Raw genomic sequence first — 20,046 nt, 5'->3', positions numbered from 1 at the left:
GAACGTAGACCAGCCGCTAAAGGTTGAATACGAAGCTTAGTTAAAAAGTTTTGATGCTATAAAATCGTTCTCGTCTTTAACTCCTGCCGGAATAGCGAAGACCGCGCTCCCGGTATGCCGCAGATACTCACTCATAGCATCCGATGCCGTCATGGTACTGAGCAAAGGAATAAAATGCGTGCGAGGGTCACAGATAAAAGCGATAAAAAAGAGACCGGCATCCAGGTGCCCCAGCCCGTCAGAGCCATCCGTGTAGTTATACCCACGACGAAGTATCTGCACCCCGTTGTTTTGGTCTGGATGCATCAGGCGCATATGCGAATCATCGGGAATAATGGGACCGTATTTGCCCTTCATATTAAAATCCGGAGCAGTAAATTCTTCACCGCCTGACAGCGGCGCGCCTGTTACTTTGGTGCGCCCCACGATCTCTTCTTGTTCCCGAAGCCGGGAACGGTCCCATGTCTCGATAATCATGCGGATGCGGCGTGCCGCGAGGTAAGTACCGCCGTCCATCCATTCGGGGTGCCCCTCCGAATTAGATTTTGAAGCCCAGACATGCTTTTCCAACAACTCTGGATTCTGAACCTTAATATTGTTGGTACCGTCTTTGAACCCGAAGAGGTTGCGAGGGGTATCCTGCGTACTTGACGTGGATGCGGTACGCCCAAATCCGAGCTGGCTCCACGCTACAACGGCACGACCCGCCGCAATACGCACTAGGTTTCGGATGGCGTGAAAAGCCACCTGGGGATCATCAGCACAGGCTTGAATACACAGATCGCCGCCGCTTCGCTCGGGTTCTATGACATCCCCCGCCATCTTGGGAATGTCTACTAAGGCGGGCGGAAGTTTATCTTTAAACCCGTACGTATCTTTGCCTTCTGAATCCACGAAAAACGATCGCCCCAAGCCAAAGGTGATAGTTAGATGCCCAGCAGAAAGGTCCATAGCTTCGCCGGTATCTTTTGGAGGTGCCTCATAGGAGGAGTCCTCCCCCACGATTTCTCCCGCCATGAGTTTACGCGATGCTTCTGACCATTCTTTAAAAAGCTTCTTAATCTCATCCTTCGATGTGGTTTTAAGAGTGAGAGCCGCGAAATACATGCGGTCTTGGGCATCTGTCGAGATACCACTCTGATGCTCACCAAAGAAAGAATATGAGTCTTTAACAGCAGACTTACCCGAGGCCTCAGCATTTTTTTGGTCTTCTGCGGAACATCCGGCAAGAGCGCCTACAGTTGCCACAGAGGCAGCCGCTATACCTGCGCCCGTCATCAGAGTCCGTCGACTGGTACCACGAGATACGTCTGACTGGTCAGCAGTGTGGGATTGCTGAACCTGTGTCGTGGGTGTCTTTTCTTCACGCATGAGATATTCTCCCTAAATATTTTGGAGATTATGTGACAACTGTGTGTCAGTTGAGTATTTGAGAACCGACCGCCCGCAAGCGTCCCTGTATCCGCGATTATCTCGCGAATGTAGAAACGCTCACGGACGGCTCAGCGTCTAGGCAACATCTCCCAACGCCATCAATCCCCTGTGTGATCAGGATCTGTACGTTGAAATGCTGATACGTTACTTAGCTGTTGCCGATGAGGTACCTGTCGCTGGCTCAGAAGCATCCTGCGAAGCTCCAGCGGACGACTCAGATGACGCAGCCGGCTTCGACGAAGAAGTATCACCGCTCTTGCCCTCAGCGGACTCACCGCCTGCCACGGTCTCAGTCATCTGCGAGACAGGCTCTGCGAGCGCAGTCACGGCATCGGAGAGCTCACGGACTTCTTCTTTGCTCAGCTCGTTATAGGGTTTGAAACCGTCGTCCTGCTTGTACTTATCCAGGATCTTCTGCACGGCGTCGAATTTCTCTTGCAGAGTCTTGGCAAGTTCAGGGTTCTTCTTCTGCAGAATCGGCAGAAGGTTTTCGTAGTCCACCTTCGCACCGTCTACGTTACCCTGGAAATCGGAGAGGTCAGTGTGTGACCAGTTCTCTTCCTCACCGGTCAGTTTGGTGTTGACAACCTCGTCCAAGAGCTCTTTCGCGCCGTTTGAAATCTGGAAAGCATCAAGCTTAAATTCATCCGAGTGCACGTAATCGTAGAGCTCTTGAGTGTCCTTTACGAGCTTTTCACTAATCTGTTTCCGCTCTTCCGTAGTGAGCGGCTTGTATTCTTTTCCGTCGTTGGCGTCTGCCTTAGGCTGCCATAGATCCTTCTCGATCTTATGCCAGCCGGTCCACTCCTGAACATTTCCTTCTTCAAGATCGGTTTCGCGTGCATCCAGCTTCAGGTCAAGGGTTTTACCGTAGCTTTTTTCGGCAATGGGCTCGATACGCTCGTAGTGGATACGGGCTGCCGCATATTTGGCCTTAGCCTCGTCGTTCTTGCCTTCTTGGTAGAGCTTGGCGAATTCGTCGGTATCTGTCTTAAGCGCCTCTACCTGATCTTTCACATATGCAGAGTACTGAGTTACCGCGGTATCACGCATAGCCTGCTCATCAGCAGAGATAGGTTTAGCGCTCTCGTTCTTGACAACTTTAAGATCACCCTTAATGCCGTCGCCAACCATGCCAGGCTTGCAGGCCGTCTTATACGAACCTTCGGGAAGCTCAACAGTGAGATCACGAGAAAGATTGGGACCAATGTTTTCGACCTCAGAGATAATGCGCAGACCATCGGAGCCTAGGACGTAGAACTCGGTCACCTTCGAGCCTTCATTCTTTACATTGAAGGTAACCTTACCAGCTTTGACTTCAGTGGCAGAAAGCTTGCACGCGGTATCGGTTGAAGTTACCGAAATGGAACCATCGGCGGTTCCACCAGAATTACCCGAGGCGTTGTTCGCGCTATTGGGTGTACACCCGGTCAGCGCAATAGCACCGACTGACAGCAGAGCACCTGCGGAGTAAAGGGACTTTCGCATTGTGTTTTCCTTTGTTCGGGGACAGAGAAATATGAAAAATCAGTTATCCGGCGTCGGAAGTAGGGGTTTTATTAGTCGGAAGTAGGGGTTTTATTATCTGCCGAGCTGGACGAAGAAGTAGCTTCACTCGTGACTTTATTAACCACCTTCGACACGTGTACCATGCCGGATGCTTTGGGCGCGTCAGCAACTTTGCGTGAAGGAATATGGCCTCGCTTCTGTTTCCAGAAGAAGAGGGGCATAACGATGCCCACATACAGCACCCACGCTATAGCTTCGACCCACGTGGTAGTGGTCGAAAGGTTAAAGACTGCTTTCAGGATCGTGGCAAGGAAACCGCCCGGTTCGATAAAGTCTTGAGAAGCGAATGCTATATTGTTCAGTCCCGGCAGTATCCGTGCTTCCTGTAGATCGTGAATACCATAGGAGAGCACACCAGCGGCAATAATAATGAGGAAGGCACCGGTCCAGGTGAAGAACTTCGCAAGGTTGATCTTCATAACGCCGCGCATCATAGCCCACGCGATGAGTACTGCCGTCAAGATACCGACAATGGCACCAATGACGGGAAGCACCGTGCCTATCTCAGTGCCTTGAGTAGCGGCGCGAGTGGCAGACCAGATAAAGAGCGTGGTTTCAAGACCTTCACGCCCTACTGAGAGAGTCGCGAGAACTATCACGGCCCATGAGCTAGTTTGAACCGCATCAAGTTTTCCGTGAAGTTCTGCAGAGAGGGCGCGAGCATTCTCCGCCATCCAGAACACCATCCAGGTGACAAATCCAACCGCAATAATCGAGAGGGAACCGCCGATGGCTTCTTGGGCTTCAAAGGTCAGCGTTTCAGGCCCAAAAGTCAGAATTGCTCCGAAGATGAGCGAAACAGCGATGGCGGCTGCAACGCCAATCCAAATAGGTGGGAGAAGGTGATTACGCTTGGTCTTGTGCACATAGGCAATAAGGATACCCACGACAAGCGCGGCTTCTAACCCTTCCCGTAAACCGATGAGGAAGTTACCAATGAATATTCCCCATGATTGTGCATCAAGACCCATAATTCGTCACCACGTTAGATTAGACAAAATTTCTTTTCTTTAATTTAACTCTAAAGGTTCCCCGGGTTACACACCCCATCAGGATCGTGTGAGACTTAGCACACCATAAGTGTAGTGTTGGGATAGGCATAGTTTACCTACAGAATGTCTGCATAATAACAAGGGACCCAACGCTTGTTCAGAAAGAAATATCCGTTAACCTTTCATTTTTTACAGAAATAACGGATACTTATGCCTTTACACTCTGGAAATGCCTCACAAGACGCACCGTTATATTTCAGCTCTGATGGAGTATGCTCAGCAGCTCCCGCACTATAGGCAAGTCGGCAGGAATCCAGGGTAAATCAAGAATATCTTGACCGCTCTGCTTCTTCACTGAAACCCATCGAAGTTCACGATGATCTTGGAGTGGTAAAGGCTCACCCCTGCTAATCTCGGCAAGGAACACCCGCATAGCAGCCTTCTCGTTTAAGACCCAGCCTTGCGGATGATCTCCCTGTACCTCAGAACCAATATGTACGCTCACACCAAGTTCTTCTATCAGTTCACGTTCCAGTGCCTGCTCGCAAGATTCCCCCGGCTCAACCTTGCCACCCGGAAATTCCCATAAACCCGCAAGGGATTCGGGTGCAGACCGCTGCGCAACAAGCATCCAAGAGGGTGCTTCAAGGCTGTCTACAATAGCAGCGCCCACCACTTGAACGGAATATTCCGACATCTGTTCCTTTCGAGAATAAGCATTCCAGCAGACCAAGAAGATCTATAAGTCCGAGATTTCTACCGGCTAATGGGATACGCTCGTGGAGTCCTGTGCTTCGGGACGGTAAACATCCGGTTCCAGATATATAACACGTGCCGCCGGTACCGCCTCACGAATACGTTCTTCAGTTTTGTCGATCTCATTCGCAACGGTAATTCCCGTATCAGCATCATGAATGCGAATCTTAGCCGCAACTAAAATCTCTTCAGGTCCCAGATGCACAGTCTTAATATGAATAACACGACCCTGGTCCCCGTTTTCGATCGCGGCACGAATTTTCGCGAGATCATCCGGGGAAGCAGCCTCCCCCAGAATCAAAGACTTCATCTCAGAAGCAAGGAATATAGCAATAAAAACCAGAAGTATACCGATAGCCAAAGTTCCGGCGGCATCCCACAGACCGTTGCCAGTCAGCAAAGTCATCGACACACCGAAAAGAGCTAAGACCAACCCAAAAAGTGCGCCCGCATCCTCCAGCAGGAGTACCGGAAGCTCCGGATTCTTTGAGGTACGTAAGAAACGAAGCCAGCTCTGCTGTCCTTTCATCTCGCGCGATTCTTTAATAGCAACACGGAATGAGTTACCTTCCAGGAGAATAGAACCTACAAGCACCGCAACCGGTACCCACTGCCATTCCGTAATTCCGTGCGGGTCATGCCATTTTTCGTACCCTTCATATAGCGCGAAGAGACCGCCAAGCGCGAAGATAATAATAGATACGATGAAGGCATAGATATAGCGGTTACGCCCGTAACCAAAAGGGTGCTCTTCGTCTGCTTCTTTTTGCGCTACTTTGCCGCCTACCAGCAGAAGTAACTGGTTACCCGAGTCTGCTACCGAGTGAATAGCCTCGGCCAACATTGAGGATGAACGAGTCAGAAGGTAGGCAATAAACTTAAGAACCGCGATGCCTAGGTTTGCGCCTAAAGCCGCAAAAATTGCGCCTGATCCGGTGTGACCAGAATGAGCGGACATTCTTTCTCCAATACATGTCTGTGTTTCAAAAGTTCTTATTTTATATGAGCCGCCGAGTCAGGAAGCTACTGAGTCTGGTGTTGTGCCATTGCCGAAGCATAGAGGCATATCGCTGCAGCAGTACCCACATTCAGCGATTCAGCCGCGCCGTACACTGGAACTGCAATGCGCATCGTAGCCGCAGATTTCTCCTCGGCGCTAAGTCCTTGGGCTTCATTTCCAAAAAGCCACATAGTAGGACGAGAAAGGTCAAAAGCACCTTTTACCCCCGCCGGAGCTTCACCGTCAAGACCAGCGCGAAGAACTGCCGCGTGGTCAATAAGGTCTTGAAGATTTACAGTACCGTACCCATCGGCGGCAAGCACAACGATTCCCTGAGATTTTACATCCTCGGCAAATTCTTCCAGCTCAACACCTTGAATAATGGGAACGTGAAAGAGAGAACCTGCCGTTGAACGTACTGTCTTGGGGTTATAAAGATCAACCGAACCCTTCGTGGTGATAACGAGATCGGCCCCTGCCGCATCCGCCACACGCAGAATAGTACCCGCATTCCCAGGGTCCTGAATCCTAGATAGTACAGCGATAAGTTTAGGGTTGAGGGCGTTTTCACCCCATAAGACAGAGAACGAAGTATCCACCATGAACGAAATAGCAATAATACCTTGCGGGGTTACGGAATCCGCCATAGCCGCCAAGACTTCATCGGTCACGACACGCATAAAGACACGGCGGCCTTCCTCAGGTGTAGGGGTACCGTGCACTTGTTCCAGAAGTTCAGCAATATCGGGGTGACGCTCATAGGCGCTTTCCGTAACGTATACGGCGTCTAACACCGGCGATTGCAGATGCGCTTTCAGTGCCTCACGCACGGCTTGGGGTCCTTCGACCATGAACTGTTTTTTCTTGGCGCGCCCACGACGAGTGCGCAGTTTGGCGATGTCACGTACACGATCAGCATGCGGATTCGACATCACGGTTGGGGAACTTATGCGTTCTAGAAAATTCACCCTTTAAGGGTACAGGCAAAAAGGTAACCGATGCGCTCCCCCCGCGCACACTGAAGTGGGGCTGCATTTACGGGATTTTCTATATCAGTAAGAAAACGGTCGCCGTCATGAGACACGGCGACCGTTTACGCTTTGATACCCGCACTGTTGCAGGTACTACCTGGCTCTCAGTTATGCTTTAGGAGCCGAGGTATCCTCAGGTAGGTTTTTCTTAGCGATCTCAACCAGAGCGTTGAAAGCTGCTGGCTCGTTCACAGCGAGCTCAGCCAACATACGGCGATCAACCTCAACACCGGCAGCCTTAAGGCCCTGAATGAAACGGTTGTAGGTCAACCCCTGTGCACGGGATGCAGCGTTAATACGCTGAATCCAGAGGCGACGGAAATCGCCCTTCTTCTTACGACGGTGGTCGTAACTGTATACGAGCGAGTGGGTGACCTGTTCCTTAGCCTTACGGTACAGGCGCGAACGCTGACCGCGGTAACCGGATGCACGATCGAGAATAGTACGGCGCTTCTTGTGCGCGTTAACCGCGCGCTTCACACGTGCCACGTGTGTCTCCTTCGTCTTATGTCCTGAACGGCCATCATGTTATACCGTGCAGGAGCGAGTCTTGGTCTGTGATGCGGGTTTTCCCGCTTCTCTAGGCGAATTGTAAGCGTAGCTTACTTACCCAGCATCTTCTTAACAACCTTTGCCTGGCCACCAGTAACAATCTGGTCGGATGCCAGACGACGGGTCAGACGAGATGACTTGTGCTCCAGGTAGTGGCGGCGGTTCGCCTGCTGGCGCTTAACCTTGCCGCTACCGGTGAGCTTGAAGCGCTTCTTAGCACCAGAGTGGGTCTTCTGCTTCGGCATAGCTGCCGTTCTCCTTACATTCATCCCCGCGCGAGCGGAGTAGCTTGAGGGGGAAGAGTGCCCTCCCCCAAGGACGAATTATACGATCGGGGATTAACCCGCCGTGCCGAACTCAAAGTTCAAGGACGCCACCTCCACGAGGGGCGCCCCCAAGCTGTGTTTCGGCTCTATTACTCGGCTGAAGCCTGAGCTTTCAACTCGGCAGGCATAGCATCTGCCAATGAGTTACTAACGGGCTTCGCCGTAGTCGTGTCGAGACGCTCGCGACCCTTGCGGTTGCTTGAGTTCTGTCCACGGCGCACTTCTGCTTTACCGCGAAGCGGTGCCAGAACCATCACCATGTTGCGTCCATCCTGACGAGGACGAGACTCAATGGTGCTCACCTCAGCCAGCTCTTCTGCCAAACGCTCAAGCAGACGCACACCCATCTCGGGGCGCTGCTGTTCACGACCTCGGAACTGAATCATGGCCTTGACTTTATCCCCACCGGTCAAGAAACGACGAGCGTGCCCAACCTTGGTTTCATAGTCATGGGTATCAATCTTCAGACGGAAACGGATTTCCTTCAGAACGGCGTTAACCTGTTTCTTGCGGGATTCACGAGCCTTGACCGCAGCTTCGTACTTGTACTTACCGTAGTCCATGAGCTTACAAACGGGCGGTTTCGCGTTCGGGGCAACCTCGACAAGGTCAAGTTCGGCATCCTCAGCAAGACGCAAGGCATCTTTAAGAGGAACAACGCCTACCTGCTCGCCACCGGGGCCAACAAGTCGGACCTCCGGAACGCGGATACGATCGTTTATGCGTGGTTCGCTAATGAGTAGCTCCTGTGCTCTGTGGGTTTCCCCGTGAATATTATCCGTGGCGAGCACTAAAAAGCCCTCGCCGTTTACAAGCGAAGGCACACATCGAATACCGAAAATTCGGTTATCTAACCCGTCTGCCTCACACCATATGCGGGCGGATGCGGGTGGGAGTAGACTCCACTTGCAAACAGTACATTAGTCTACCGGGTTTACAGCTAATTCACAAGAAAATGCCAAGAACGATAACCTTCTTCGTCATATTCCCGTTTTATCCCTGTGAAGCCGGTCAGTCAGCCTAGTAAACCTGCTGTGAGGGGTAGCTGCGACTATACGCATTACGCTACCCCGTACAGGGCAAAATCTTATCTAAAAACCTGTGTAGCGAACATATGAAGATTTACATTCACGGATCGTTCAAGGTACTTCAGCACGCAGAATTAGTACACAGGACCGGTAAATTTCTCGCCAGGCCCCTGCCCCGGCTCATCTGGGATTGACGATGCTTCCCGAAACGCCAGCTGTAACGTCCGCAGCCCATCACGCAGCGGAGCGGCATGCTGCGAACCAATTTCTGGAGCCGCCGCCGTCACAAACCCCGCCAATGCAGTAATAAGTTTGCGTGCCTCATCCAAGTCCTGTAACTCCGCAGCATTATCTTCGGCAGCCAGACCGCATTTGACGGCTGCAGCGCTCATGAGATGGACAGCCGCAGCACCGATAATCTCAACGGCTGGCACATCGGCAATATCCCGCATCTGTTCACTAACGGCATGCATTTGTTCATCAGTTAGCTCTGTACCGCCGTGTACAGGTACAGATTCATTTGATGATGCGCCAAATTGAAAACTATTCGTCGTGTTACTCATGGTTCTAGAATCTCACACTCTCTAAAGTTCACCAAGACATCATCAACTGAGACTACACAAATCTATGAAGCAGAAAGAAGCTTAATTTGCACAGAATCAACCGCCTGTGACATAAGGTCGCTGCTCGCCAGACTCCGCTGAAAATCCTGAATTACCATATTGAGCTGTTCGCGGGTAAGTCCGGGAAGAACAGCAAGTTTAATCGCAAGTTCAGGACCGGCACCTCCGCCCCTTAGGATCTTCCCCGTGCCTGTGCGTGCCTGTACGCCGTCACCAACATCGCATTGAACATCCACCAAAGCGGGTTGTGTAGAGATAAGGCGCTTTAGTTCATTTAGTACCTCGTCGTTGAGATACGAAGGGATCCACGGTTTCCCCTGCGCCAAAGACCAAACAGCGGGGCGACGTACCACAAAGGTGAGGTTCTGACCAGGATTCACAACGATGAGTTGGTTATCATCTTCCACAGCACTCAATGCCGTTTTACGCATAGAGGCTGCAACCGGGCGAGCTTGCGGATGCCACTGCGTCAAAGCATCAACACTCGTAAAAACAGGAAGAGCTTTTCGACCATCTGGAGCCTGCAGGCTAACTAATGCCATATCAGCTTCTTTATCAGATACCAGACCATCATGGGTTATATGAGCTTGTGAAAGCTGAGCAACAATCGGAGCAAATATTCGCACTTCACTCAACGCTTCAAAAACTGCTGCCTCATCAACTTCACCAGCTTCAAAAGAGGTCAGAACCCGCGCTAAATCTGGGTTCGTCAAGCCATCGTCTCCATAGTATTGATGGGTTTGTGACGTTCCCTCTCCCAGGTTCCTCCCTTTCCAGGGCTGTCCGCCAGTATCAGTTTGCCTCCCAGCGCTGCGCAATTGAGCCGCAATATGCTCTGGCAACGCGCGCTGTGCAACTGCACGCTTTTGGGGTTCAGACAGATTCCGTTGTTCTTGTGGGTTATGAGGCATCATCATTAGCCGCCTTAAGAGCCTCCTCAAAAGTAAAATTGCCGATGTACAGTGCCTTCCCTAGGACAAGACCTTCCAAGCCCTGATTCGTCAGCGCACGAAGAGTGCGGATATCTTCCAGTGAAGCAACACCTCCCGAAGCTACCACGGGATGCTCAGTGAGACTGAGAACTTCATGAAGCAGCTGTAGCCCAGGTCCTGAGAGAGCACCATCTCGGCTTACATCTGTCACAATATATCGGTATGCTCCCGCAGTTTGCAGCCATCGCACTGTGTTATGCACGGAATCGCCACACCATTCGGTCCCACGTGCTACAACGGTTCCATTGCGAGCGTCCAAACCCAGAGCTATCCGCTCACCATAGTGCCCTAGTGTTTTCTCTAACCATGCCGGATGCTGCAGCGCCGCCGACGTCACATTGATGCGATCGGGTTCAAGACTCAAGGCGAATTCCAAAGAACGTTCATCTTTAACACCGCCACTGACCTGTATTTTTATAGGATTCTGAGCTGTCGCACGAACTCGATCAATAACCTCTCGAAGGATGCGGGTGTTGTTACCACGACCAAACGCCATATCCAGATCAACAAGGTGAATCCATCGTGCCCCCGCACGACACCACGATAGAGCCGCTTCCACCGGATCTGTACCCTCACTCTGTTGGGAGAGGCGACCGCCTACGGGACGCACTGCACATCCCTGAGCAATATCGACTGCGGGAAGAAGTTCTAGAGTACCCATACCCTTATCCCTGTGACCCGTATACGAAAGTTACATATGCCCCGTACCCAAAGAGGGCTAAAGCAATAATCCACAGCACAATCTGCGCGCCAAGAGATATGCCCTGTTTACGGAAAGATATACCCCCACCGGCAAAGAATGCCCCAACAGTCATAAGAATAAGTCCTGAATATAGAGGTGACATATGATGCTCCTTCGCAGTTTTTCGTAAAATTTATGATGCTACAAACGGTTCATGACGGGAAGATGCGCAACCCAGCGGCGAAGAAATTCTTCACCTGCAGCACCCGAAGCTACCGGACAAAATTGAATTGCTGTGAGAGGACCATTCTCGACAGCTGCAATATAACGCGGATCTGCATCAGTCCAACTGACAGCAGGCGGCTCCATATAGTCTATACTCTGGTCAAAATCCCAGGTAAACACGCCATCCTCTGCCTTGAAATTCAAGGGTTCAGGAAGATCCTGTAAAAATTTACTGGACACAGCGGCCTCAACCCTATAGTGTCCTCGATGAGCCCCAGCGGTAGCCAGATCTTGTGCAGCACCCGGCCACTCTCCCAGTGCAGAAATATCGAGGTCTCCAAGATCTGGGTTCACGGTTCGGATAACTTCAAACAGCATCCCAAAACCAGCCCCGGCAACGAGGACAGGACGACCGCCTGCAACGCGCCTGCCAAGCACCCGATCACCGTGGAGTTTCCGCACAACCTCGTATGTTTCGAGAGATTTCTTATGGCCAGCAATCACCATACCATCAGCGTCTCGCAGAGAATTGAGATCTGCGGTAACGAATGCTTGGGCACCGACACGCTCGCACGCTTGCTGGAGCTCGCTATATGTGCCAAATTCGCCAAGTATAGCTACGGTGGGACGTGTGGGCATAGAGACTCCTTAGTTCCGCTCCCACCGGATTCCAGACGAGCAACCGGGCGAGCATACAAATGTCATGTATCTCTAGGGTACAAACTCCAAGGTTTCTGCCCCTAATCTCACGCTATCATTGCATACCTCATGTTACATCGCCTGTATTGAGCACCATATGTCAAAAAGACTTTACGCGATACAGGTCCTCTCTCTGTCTAAAAGCTACCTGCTAATAATCACACATTAGTCAATGAGAGCAGAGAACCGCAGCCCCTACAACGCATGCATACAGTCACAGTTTCTAGGAGCTCAAGAGACAGGTACACCTGCTATTGCACGTTTGGAACCTCTAGACGCTGCCCGACTTTGACAGTTGAACCCTGCAGATCATTAAGTTTACTGATCTGCACCATGGTGTCGCGTGGATCAGTCTTCGGGTCTACCTCTTGTGCAATATCCCAGAGCGTATCTCCAGATTGAACGGTCACGTACCGGGTTCCTGCGCCTTGAGAATTATTTCCAGCGTTTGCTGTATGCGGCGATATAAGAATGAGCGCCCCAAGAACGACAAGGGCCGCCAGCGTTATCAGCGGAATGCCAAAAACCCAATTTTTCAGAGCCCTAGAGCGATGCATAGCACGTGTGAACAATGAGGGATTGCGCTTATTAACCACCGACACACCTTTAAGTTTTTCTGGAACCCGCCGCTGTCCGCTTGATGTTTTACCGTTTACGCTCTGCTGAGTCTGAGAGGAAGATGTGACGTTCACTTTCTGTGGTGTAGCTGAGAATGAAGTCTCGTATACAGCTTGTACTTGAGGAAAAGTCAGTCGAGGATGAGGATGAGGCACACGGGAACGGCTCGGTGAAGCATAGTGTGTACGTGCTCGATAAGAGCCCTGACGAACACGAGCCGGGTGAATGACGGTTAACCCCGCCGGAATCCGGGAGGAAGAAGCAGCCGTTGCCATAGTATTTTCCTTTCCTCTGGTGTGTGACAAGTTCATATCCTCGCCGTTACACACCATTCTCAATGCTCATAATGCGGTTGGTATGAGTTCATATTCCTGCAGAAAGCACATATTTTGCTTTCGGATTCTCTCAAGATGCTCTAGAAATACCGAAGTACTTCGAAGACCGATAATCCCTGCATAGCAAGAGCTTGAACTAGAACATCTCACCGAAAGACCTCGACTTTTATCGAATATGTCTTCCGTAGACACCAACTATATCGAATCTAGTTTCGATAGTCTAGTAGAAAGTTACTAAATATTTCTTCGATTATATTCAAGGTTCATAGAATATTTGTTTGAAGTTTTCTTTCTGATGCTTTAGACTGAGAATCGAGACGGTTCATCGTTATGCCTACCTGGATCCAGTCAATGTTTTAGGAACCATAGCGTGCGCAAATAGTTAGAAAGAAGGCTCCGCATGACACCCGAAGCTCAGCGCCCTCCGCTGACTCCACGTCAGCAGAAAATTTTGGATGCGATTCGTACAGAAATCGAGCAGAAAGGATATCCCCCTTCGATGCGCCAGATCGGCGATATCGTTGGATTGGCTTCACTTTCTTCGGTGACTCATCAGCTCGGCCGTCTTGAGAAGATGGGGTATATTCGCCGCGATCCAAAACTACCGCGTGCCATCGAGATTCTTGACGATATAGAGTCTGAGGGCGCTTCAGCCCATTTTCCGGAGCTGCCTACATTTGAGGTGAGCGATGAGGATATGGTTCCCGTGCCCCTCGTAGGTCGCATTGCCGCTGGTGGGCCTATTACGGCTGAGCAATCCGTTGAGGATGTTCTCTCTCTCCCCCGCCAGCTCGTGGGCAGCGGGAAGCTCTTCATGCTTCGCGTCAAAGGGGATTCTATGATTGACGCCGCCATATGCGACGGTGACTGGGTTGTTGTGCGTGAACAACACACCGCTGATAATGGAGACATTGTTGCGGCTCTTCTTGACGACGAAGCGACCGTCAAAGTATTCCGCCAAGTAGATGGTCATACCTGGCTGCTCCCCCGAAATTCCCAATATGAGCCCATACTCGGCGACCGCGCCACGGTGATGGGTAAAGTAGTTTCTGTTCTGCGAAGCATCTAACAGGGACCTTCTGAACTGCGCGCGTTTTTCTCAAAAGACACGCGCTAGAGGTTCCGTTCCTGCGTATTCAACCGTCTCATGTCCAGAAGGAACAACAGCACAATGATTGACCGTGAGATCGTTTTTATTGTCTATGTATCGGATATCGAGGCCTCAGTGTCCTTCTATACGAGCATTTTAAATCTTGAGGTCAGTTTTACCTCGCCACGCTATGTCACCATGGATTTAGCGCCGGGAGTCTCGCTAGCGTTGTGGACCGGAGCAAGCAATACTCTTCATGAAACTTCAACACGTACGTCTGAGGTATGTATAAATCTCAAGGGCTCCGATGCAGAAATCCTCACGCAGTACCAAGCCTGGGTGGAACAAGGGGTTGTCATATTGGAAGAACCCCATCGTGATGTATTTGGGATGACTTTCGTAGCAAGTGATCTAGATGGGAACCGTATCCGAGTTGCCCCGATAGACTAACTAATTACTATAGGCAGCCATAAGCGCACAATACATCAGGGAGGGTACCGTCGAACGGTACCCTCCCTTTCCCACATTACATCTATGGACGCTTCGCTACGTTTATGTCTCGGTACCAGTACCGGAATACAATGTGTATTAAACCCACGTATCTTATTGTTTTTAGTCAATACTCTGGTAAAGCCGTTCCAAAGCGCCTAAAACAACATTCTTATCCTGGGTGGTCCAAAGGTTAGGCATCGCCCGCATCAGGTACCCACCGTATCGCTGAGTCGCCAGCCTAGAGTCAAGGATCGCCACTACCCCGCGATCGTGGACGGAACGTATCAATCGCCCTGATCCCTGAGACATGCGGATTGCCGCATGATATGCCGAAACAGCCATAAACCCATTCCCGCCTTTTTCTGCCACGGCACGGGTACGCGCTTGAGCGAGAGGATCGTCTGGGCGCGGGAACGGTATACGGTCCATCAGTACCAGACGACAGGAGTCGCCGGGAACATCCACTCCCTGCCAAAGGCTCATGGTGCCGAAAAGACAAGCATTTATATCTTCAGTAAACTCCTCGACAAGAGCCCGCAATGAGGACTCTCCCTGCAAGAGAATATTCAAATCCGTGTGCTGACGTACATATTCAGCCGCCTGCTCGGCACCTCGCTTCGACGAGAATAGCCCCAGGGCACCGCCACCAGAGGCTTCGCATAATTCACGTAATCGTTCGAGCTGTTGAGGATTCACACCAAAACTCGGTTTGGGCAAATCGGAGGCCACATACATAATGCCCTGCCGTGGATAATCAAAGGGAGAACCTACATCAAGACCTTCCCAGCGCGGAGCCTGCGGTCCCGCCAGCCCCAGGGCACCTGCTACCGCATCAAACGACTCACCTACGGTGAGGGTTGCACTCGTAAGAATAACGGTACGGTCCTCAAAAAGCCCCTCACGCAAACGGCTTCCGATGTTCAAAGGAGCAACGTGGAGTGTGGCGGGATCCTGATCGGAAGCTGCGGTATATCGTCCGTTTTCCCAACCACCCTGGCGTGATAGCCACAGCACTTCGCGATGTTCGGCAGACTCCAGCATACGCGTTGCGGCATCGTGTACCTCAGAAACACGTGAACGAGCCATCTGAAGCCCGGCATCCGCCTCTTTATTGTCGCTCTTAGAGTCGGAAAGCGCCGCACGTGCAGCATCGGCTACAGCCGCGAGTGCGTTTAGAAGTCGCCCTTCGAGCCTTTCTATCAAGCCCTCAGAAACACCTTCACATGCGGTTTCTAAAGAACCGGCGGCTTGTTCGAGCGCGCTGGAGTCTGCTTTGGAGTTCTTGCGGATATCGCGAGCGGCACGCCTAATTAAGGAAGCAGAAAGGGAATCCGTCACCGCGCCGGTCACGCGGTCTGCGAGCTCATGCGCCTCGTCAATAATAGCGATATCGTGTTCGGGAAGTACACCTAAACCTTCAAAAGCGTTGATGGCAAGCAGCGCATGATTAGTAATCACGAGATCGGCTTCATATGCTTCTTGGCGCGCCCGCTCACTAAAGCACTCCTCAACGAGGGGGCAGCGTCTTCCCAAACACTCTGAGGCGCTCACGGATACCTGCGCCCAGGCACGATCCGATACACCGGGTTTAAGTTCATCGCGGTCGCCGGTCTCGGTTTTTTCCGCCCAGGACCTTAACCGCAGCACCTCTTCACCGATGCGAGACATACTACGCTGAGGCATGTCGAAGAGAGTATCAGGTTCCTCTTCGGGGTATCCCCCGTCGAGTTTGTGCAGGCACAGGTAATTGTTCCTGCCCTTGAGGATTGCGACCTGAGCTTCAGATTCGGGCTCAGAAGAGAGCGCCTCCATAAGTTTTGGAAGGTCTCGTTTTACGATCTGCGCCTGGAGGGCTAGGGTTGCGGTCGCCACAACAATGGGTTTTGTGCTTACACCCGCATGATGCAGGGCTGGCACCAAATACCCGAGGGATTTACCGGTTCCGGTGCCTGCCTGCACGAGGAGATGCCGCTCAAGGTCGAAAGCCTGCGCAACATGGGCTGCCATTCTACGTTGTCCGAAGCGTTTTTGTCCGCCCGTTTTTTCAATCACATGATCGAGCAAATCTAACACGGGTTTTGCACCGGGCAGAGTTTCAAGCTCCGCTCCGGTGGGCGCAGTAATATTATCGGTCATGGGGTGCTCACGCTCTCATCACGCGAGTTCACAGACGTTTTCGGGTTCAGAGGCAGAGTCTTGAAGCTCCAATTCAAGCACTTCAAGGAGCTCGCCGTCGATCACATAGTCAGAGAGTTCTGCGGCAACATCCTCACGCACCAAAGCGGTGACAAAGGTTCCATCTGAGACAAACGCAGTACTTTTAATCTCAGCGTCCCAAGCATGAAGACGGGAAATAACTTCACCGTGGTTGTAAGGGATCAGTAATTTAACTTCAAGCGATGGCCGCGGAATTGTATCCGCAATCTTCTGCTTGAGTTCGTCAATGCCCTCCCCTGTGCGCGCCGAAACGATGACGTGGTTCGGTTCGCGCTGCCGCATGCGTTCGAGGATAAAGGGATCTGCCGCATCCGCTTTATTGAGCACAATAATCTCGGGTATACGGCGAGCATCTAAATCTGCGATAACCTCACGCACGGCGCGAATCTGCCCCTCAGGGTCTGGGTGAGATGCGTCTACCACATGCAGAATCACGTCTGCATCGGCTACCTCTTCGAGCGTGGAACGGAATGCTTCCACGAGCTGGGTGGGTAGCGAGCGCACGAATCCTACAGTGTCCGAAAGCGTATAGCCGATGCCGTCCGGAGTCTGTGCTTTGCGCACGGTCGGATCCAGGGTTGCGAAGAGAGCGTTCTCCACTAAGACACCAGCGTCGGTCAGACGATTCAGCAACGACGACTTACCTGCGTTCGTATACCCCGCGATAGCAACCGAGGGTACCCTGTTGCGTTTACGGCTTAGGCGTTTTGTCTCACGTGCGGGCGCCATAGCGGCTATTTCGCGCTTGAGCTTTGCCATGCGGGCACGTAGACGGCGGCGATCCATCTCAATTTTGGTTTCACCAGGTCCGCGTGAACCAATGCCTTCACCGGATGCTGCACGCCCGCCTGCCTGGCGTGACAGAGACGCGCCCCAGCCGCGCAGACGCGGAAGCATGTATTCGAGTTGGGCAAGTTCGACCTGTGCTTTGCCTTCACGAGATTTCGCGTGTTGAGCGAAGATGTCTAGAATCAGGGCGGTACGATCGATCACTTTGACTTTGACGATATCTTCGAGGGCTCGTCGTTGTGAGGGTGCTAATTCAGAATCGACGATCACGGTATCAGCACCGGTTGCCTCAACAATGTCTTTGAGTTCGAGGGCTTTTCCTGAGCCAAGAAAAGTTCCGGGGTCTGGTTTGAGGCGGCGCTGAACTAGCCCGTCCAGCACTTCAGATCCTGCGGTTTCGGCGAGTGCAGCGAGTTCTCGCAGGGAGTTCTCAGCATCTTCGACGGTCCCTTCGGTCCATAGCCCGGCGAGAACCACGCGTTCTAGGCGCAGCTGACGGTATTCGACTTCGGTCACATCATCGAGCTCGGTAGAAAGCCCGGCGACTCGGCGTAATGCGCGGCGTTCGGCGAGGTCTTCCTGCTCGCCGTCAAATTCTGAATGTTCCCGCTGATTATTGGAAATTTCTCGGGCACGGGTATCGAGCACGCGGCGTTGTGCGGTGCTACCGGTGCTTTCGGGGTAGATAGTGGTCTGTGCCGCTGCATCTGCACGGCCTAAGACTCGTTCTACGGTTCGGCGTAGCTGCTCATCACTGGGTAGCTTTTCGCTGGAAAAAGAGGTATCTGTTAATTTCATATGTTCCTCTATTTTAGCGGTCGCATGCCGCAGTTGTCGCGGCTTTCGGGTATCTCTCGCTGTGGGCGCATCAGCGTAGCAGCGATGATGCGGGGTGCAGCCGGGTACACTGGATTCATGAGCGAACAGCATTATTTTTCCTCGTCTCCCGAAGTCGAGTTCAAACCTCGAACGGTTCAGGTTGAGTTGGCGGGGCGTCAGGTTTCCGTGACGACCGCGAACGGTATTTTTAGTCCTTCGGGAATAGACAAGGGAACTGCGGTTCTTTTAGCGCAAGTACCTGAGCCGCACGGAAAATATATGCTCGATATTGGATGCGGCTGGGGGCCCATCGCGTTATCTTTAGCTATGCTTGCTCCGCAATCTGAGGTTTATGGGATTGACGTCAATTCCCGGTCGCTTTCGCTTACAGAACAGAATGCCCGCGCTTTGGGGCTGCATAACGTCTCGGTGAGCACCCCTGATGAGATAGATCCCACATTACGTTTCGATACTATCTGGTCCAATCCTCCGATTCGCGTGGGTAAAGAGGTTCTGCACAATATTCTGCTCACGTGGCTTCCGCGGCTAGCGCCCGGCGGTGCGGCCTATCTGGTGGTTCAAAAGAATTTAGGTTCTGATTCCCTGCAAAAATGGCTGGATGCGCAGCTCACCGAACATTTTGGATCCGAGTTTTCGGTATCTCGATATGCCATGTCGAAGGGGTTCCGTATCTTGGAGGTTGTGCGTTCTTCCAAAGGTTCTTAAAGGCTTCAGGTGAATGCTCACGCGATAATGCCCGCCAGCTTCTCCGCCTCAGAAGAAGGCTGACGGGCATAAGTTCTCAAAACTCCTTCGTAGGTTAGTGGAGCTCAATCTTGGCAACCGTCTGAGCTGGCCCTGCTAAAACGACGTGTTCTAGGTCGTCGGGGCCTAGGACGAAGGTTACTGCGAGCGTGCCACCGGGAACATGAACCAGCCATTCATCGGGTGCCTCTTCGCCGCCCCAAAAACGGGTTGCCGCAGCGGCCGCGCATGCGCCAGTCCCGCAGGATAGAGTCTCACCCACGCCGCGTTCGTATACGCGCATCCTGATGGCTCCAACGTTTTTATTCTCGTCGGATGTTTCTAGATCAACCGGAACCACAAACTCAACGTTAGTTCCTTTTTCGGGGGCTGGATTTACCTGTGGTTGACTGTTCAGATCGAGTCCGTCCAACTTGCCTTCCTGACCCAGCATCACCACAGTGTGGGGGTTACCCATCGAAATCGACAGACCGGCTCGGGGAGTCATCAACCCACGCGCCGAAACATGCGAATCTTCACCACTTTCGCGTGCTGTGTCTCCATGGATAAAACTCCACGGACCCATATCAATGGCATATCCTTCTTCGGTGCGCGCCACGATTTTGACACCGCCTCGCGTAGCAATCTTGACAGTCTCACCCACCTCAAGATCAATCATTCCCTCAGTACGCAAGTAATCGACGAAGGCACGCACACCATTCCCGCACATTTCGGCGATCGAGCCGTCACCATTGCGATAATCCATAAACCAGATAGCGTCTGGATGTTCTTCCAGCATATTCTGCCCGGTCCTGAAATTTTCGGTATACGCTGCACGGATAAAGCCGTCAGCACCAATTCCAAAATGACGATCGCAGACACGCGCGATGAGGTCAGCATCGAGCGGGATCTCAGAGGCTGGGTCGGTCAGAAATATAAAGTCATTACCCGTTCCATGCCCCTTTGTCAGAGTACGCCCGGCTAGTTCTCCCCACGTGGATACGCCATCGGTCATGCTCGTTCTCTACCCTTC

The 20,046-nt window shown here is 52.0% G+C and carries 21 protein-coding genes; 3 read left to right on the top strand and 18 right to left on the bottom strand.

Annotated elements, in window-relative coordinates:
* Nucleotides 1–36: 36 nt before the first annotated feature.
* From efeB to HMPREF2625_RS06720, 15 genes are all read right to left on the bottom strand, one after another.
* Nucleotides 37–1,371: an iron uptake transporter deferrochelatase/peroxidase subunit gene (efeB, locus tag HMPREF2625_RS06790; protein WP_070523247.1), complete on the bottom strand. Its 1,335-nt coding sequence runs from the start codon at nucleotides 1,369–1,371 to the stop codon at nucleotides 37–39.
* Between the two features lie 207 nt (nucleotides 1,372–1,578).
* Nucleotides 1,579–2,922: an iron uptake system protein EfeO gene (gene efeO / locus HMPREF2625_RS06785; RefSeq protein ID WP_070523244.1), complete on the bottom strand. Its 1,344-nt coding sequence runs from the start codon at nucleotides 2,920–2,922 to the stop codon at nucleotides 1,579–1,581.
* A 71-nt stretch (nucleotides 2,923–2,993) separates the two neighbouring features.
* On the bottom strand, nucleotides 2,994–3,974 hold the full coding sequence (gene efeU / locus HMPREF2625_RS06780; RefSeq protein ID WP_070523240.1) for an iron uptake transporter permease EfeU: 981 nt from the start codon (nucleotides 3,972–3,974) through the stop codon (nucleotides 2,994–2,996).
* Nucleotides 3,975–4,251: 277 nt separating this feature from the next.
* Nucleotides 4,252–4,692, bottom strand: a complete 441-nt coding sequence (locus tag HMPREF2625_RS06775) for a (deoxy)nucleoside triphosphate pyrophosphohydrolase (RefSeq protein ID WP_070523237.1) — start codon at nucleotides 4,690–4,692, stop codon at nucleotides 4,252–4,254.
* A gap of 66 nt (nucleotides 4,693–4,758) precedes the next feature.
* Entirely contained in the window at nucleotides 4,759–5,709 is a 951-nt protein-coding gene (locus HMPREF2625_RS06770) for a cation diffusion facilitator family transporter (RefSeq protein WP_070523234.1), read from the bottom strand.
* A gap of 65 nt (nucleotides 5,710–5,774) precedes the next feature.
* Entirely contained in the window at nucleotides 5,775–6,683 is a 909-nt protein-coding gene (locus HMPREF2625_RS06765) for a TrmH family RNA methyltransferase (RefSeq protein ID WP_246826738.1), read from the bottom strand.
* Between the two features lie 207 nt (nucleotides 6,684–6,890).
* On the bottom strand, nucleotides 6,891–7,271 hold the full coding sequence (gene rplT / locus HMPREF2625_RS06760) for a 50S ribosomal protein L20 (protein WP_004006288.1): 381 nt from the start codon (nucleotides 7,269–7,271) through the stop codon (nucleotides 6,891–6,893).
* 113 nt (nucleotides 7,272–7,384) lie between these two features.
* Nucleotides 7,385–7,579, bottom strand: a complete 195-nt coding sequence (rpmI, locus tag HMPREF2625_RS06755) for a 50S ribosomal protein L35 (RefSeq protein WP_004006287.1) — start codon at nucleotides 7,577–7,579, stop codon at nucleotides 7,385–7,387.
* A gap of 170 nt (nucleotides 7,580–7,749) precedes the next feature.
* Nucleotides 7,750–8,451, bottom strand: a complete 702-nt coding sequence (gene infC, locus HMPREF2625_RS06750) for a translation initiation factor IF-3 (RefSeq protein WP_080972547.1) — start codon at nucleotides 8,449–8,451, stop codon at nucleotides 7,750–7,752.
* A gap of 371 nt (nucleotides 8,452–8,822) precedes the next feature.
* Nucleotides 8,823–9,251 (bottom strand): DUF1844 domain-containing protein, encoded by a 429-nt coding sequence (locus HMPREF2625_RS06745; RefSeq protein WP_048755068.1) that lies wholly within the window; start codon nucleotides 9,249–9,251, stop codon nucleotides 8,823–8,825.
* 62 nt (nucleotides 9,252–9,313) lie between these two features.
* On the bottom strand, nucleotides 9,314–10,024 hold the full coding sequence (locus tag HMPREF2625_RS06740) for an SseB family protein (RefSeq protein ID WP_246826734.1): 711 nt from the start codon (nucleotides 10,022–10,024) through the stop codon (nucleotides 9,314–9,316).
* A 187-nt stretch (nucleotides 10,025–10,211) separates the two neighbouring features.
* The gene (locus tag HMPREF2625_RS06735; RefSeq protein WP_070523224.1) at nucleotides 10,212–10,964 is read right to left on the bottom strand and encodes a HisA/HisF-related TIM barrel protein; all 753 of its coding nucleotides are present in this window, start codon (nucleotides 10,962–10,964) and stop codon (nucleotides 10,212–10,214) included.
* 4 nt (nucleotides 10,965–10,968) lie between these two features.
* Nucleotides 10,969–11,148, bottom strand: a complete 180-nt coding sequence (locus HMPREF2625_RS06730) for a hypothetical protein (protein ID WP_004006282.1) — start codon at nucleotides 11,146–11,148, stop codon at nucleotides 10,969–10,971.
* Between the two features lie 38 nt (nucleotides 11,149–11,186).
* Nucleotides 11,187–11,849: an imidazole glycerol phosphate synthase subunit HisH gene (locus HMPREF2625_RS06725; protein ID WP_070523221.1), complete on the bottom strand. Its 663-nt coding sequence runs from the start codon at nucleotides 11,847–11,849 to the stop codon at nucleotides 11,187–11,189.
* 311 nt (nucleotides 11,850–12,160) lie between these two features.
* On the bottom strand, nucleotides 12,161–12,802 hold the full coding sequence (locus HMPREF2625_RS06720; protein ID WP_070523218.1) for a LysM peptidoglycan-binding domain-containing protein: 642 nt from the start codon (nucleotides 12,800–12,802) through the stop codon (nucleotides 12,161–12,163).
* A gap of 460 nt (nucleotides 12,803–13,262) precedes the next feature.
* Here HMPREF2625_RS06720 and lexA point away from each other — a divergent pair, with 460 nt between their 5' ends.
* On the top strand, nucleotides 13,263–13,931 hold the full coding sequence (gene lexA / locus HMPREF2625_RS06715; protein WP_048753103.1) for a transcriptional repressor LexA: 669 nt from the start codon (nucleotides 13,263–13,265) through the stop codon (nucleotides 13,929–13,931).
* A gap of 102 nt (nucleotides 13,932–14,033) precedes the next feature.
* Entirely contained in the window at nucleotides 14,034–14,402 is a 369-nt protein-coding gene (locus HMPREF2625_RS06710; protein ID WP_048753101.1) for a VOC family protein, read from the top strand.
* A 162-nt stretch (nucleotides 14,403–14,564) separates the two neighbouring features.
* Here the strand turns inward: HMPREF2625_RS06710 and HMPREF2625_RS06705 are convergent, their stop codons facing one another.
* Together HMPREF2625_RS06705 and hflX are read right to left on the bottom strand one after the other, a co-directional pair.
* Complete coding sequence (locus HMPREF2625_RS06705) at nucleotides 14,565–16,580, bottom strand: ATP-dependent DNA helicase (RefSeq protein WP_070523215.1); 2,016 nt, start codon at nucleotides 16,578–16,580, stop codon at nucleotides 14,565–14,567.
* An 18-nt stretch (nucleotides 16,581–16,598) separates the two neighbouring features.
* Nucleotides 16,599–18,248, bottom strand: a complete 1,650-nt coding sequence (gene hflX, locus HMPREF2625_RS06700) for a GTPase HflX (protein ID WP_070523212.1) — start codon at nucleotides 18,246–18,248, stop codon at nucleotides 16,599–16,601.
* A gap of 117 nt (nucleotides 18,249–18,365) precedes the next feature.
* Between hflX and HMPREF2625_RS06695 the strand changes: the two genes are divergently transcribed.
* Nucleotides 18,366–18,995: a class I SAM-dependent methyltransferase gene (locus HMPREF2625_RS06695; RefSeq protein WP_070523322.1), complete on the top strand. Its 630-nt coding sequence runs from the start codon at nucleotides 18,366–18,368 to the stop codon at nucleotides 18,993–18,995.
* Nucleotides 18,996–19,089: 94 nt separating this feature from the next.
* On the opposite strand, the gene dapF is transcribed toward HMPREF2625_RS06695, so the two are convergent.
* Nucleotides 19,090–20,028, bottom strand: coding sequence for a diaminopimelate epimerase (gene dapF, locus HMPREF2625_RS06690; protein WP_013398765.1), 939 nt, complete (start codon nucleotides 20,026–20,028; stop codon nucleotides 19,090–19,092).
* Nucleotides 20,029–20,046 lie beyond the last annotated feature (18 nt).

This window comes from Rothia sp. HMSC064D08 (assembly GCF_001809525.1).
In the GTDB taxonomy this organism is placed as follows: Bacteria; Actinomycetota; Actinomycetes; order Actinomycetales; family Micrococcaceae; genus Rothia; species Rothia dentocariosa.
This window is presented reverse-complemented; position numbering and strand designations above follow the sequence as displayed.